The sequence below is a fragment of the Streptomyces nanhaiensis genome, assembly GCF_046614825.1.
In the GTDB taxonomy this organism is placed as follows: Bacteria; Actinomycetota; Actinomycetes; order Streptomycetales; family Streptomycetaceae; genus Streptomyces; species Streptomyces radiopugnans.
Window position 1 is genome coordinate 1 of the sequence record NZ_JBKJFM010000351.1, and the last position, 1,094, is coordinate 1,094.

The 1,094-nt window shown below is 77.7% G+C and carries 1 protein-coding gene; it reads left to right on the top strand.

Translation table 11 applies throughout. The annotated features are described in order from the left end of the window. Window positions 1-53 precede the first annotated feature (53 nt). On the top strand, window positions 54-1,094 hold a 1,041-nt coding region (locus tag ACLIYP_RS30535), incomplete at its 3' end, for an NB-ARC domain-containing protein (protein WP_412716311.1).

The window sequence follows — 1,094 nt, forward strand, 5'->3', positions numbered from 1 at the left end:
CCCGCGGCGCGGCCGGCGGCCCCCCGGCCGCGCCTCCCGCCGGTGCGGGGGGCGTGGAGCTCGCCGAGGCGCTGCGCGCCGCCCTGGCGGACTGCCGCGCCCTGCTCCTCCTGGACGACGTGGCCGCTCCCGAACAGCTTCACGGCCTGCTGCCTGACGGCCGCGGATGCCTGGTGCTGGCCGTCTCCCGCGGGCCGCTGACCGGCATCCCGGACGTGCGCCCCTGCACGCTGGAGGGTCTCGGCACCGAGGCGGCCGTCGCCCTGCTGGAGAAGCGGGCCGGGGACACCCCCCGGGTCACCGTCGATCCGCGTGCCGCGGAGTCCCTGGCCGAGGCGTGCGGCGGGCGTCCCGCGGCGCTCGTCCTGGTCGGCGGCTGGCTGGCGGCCCACCCCACGGCGTCCGTCGCCGAGGCGGCCCGGCGCTTCACCGCTCTCCCCGACGACCTGCCCGGTGGTGCGGCGGACGACGCCCACGCGCCCGAGGACGCGTCGGGACGCGTGCCCGGCGGCCACTTCGGCGGTCTTCCCGGCGCTCTCCCCGGTGGTCCTCCCGGTCCCGCGCGAGCCGCCGTCCCCGGGCCCCGCGCCCGTACCGCCGCGGTCGCCCGGCCGCTGGTGCGCGCCTTCCACCTGGTCCACGGCTCGCTGCCGCCCCCGGCCGCGCGCTTCCTGCGCCTGCTGGCGCTCGCCCCGGCCGGACTCGCCGACGCCCACACCGCCGCGGCCCTCACCGGATGCCGGGCGGACGAGGCCGCGGCCACACTGGAGGCCTTTACCGGGCTCGGCCTGCTGCGCACCACCGCCACCCCGGGGCTGTACGCCGTCCCGGGCTGCCTCGCCCCCCTGCTCACGGCCGTGCTGGAGCAGGGGGAGCGCCCGCAGGACGTGAGGCTGGCCCTGGCCCGGGTGCTGGAGCGGTCGGCGCGGCTGCTGCGTTCCTTCCTTGCGTCTGCCGAGCCGCCCGGTTCCCCGTCCCCCCCTTCTTCCGCCCTACTGCCCCTCTCCCTCCCCTTCCACAGCCCCCTCCCCTCTCTGTCTATCCCCCCTCTTATCTCCCTTCTCCCTTTTATCTCCTTTTCCCTCTTCTTCTTT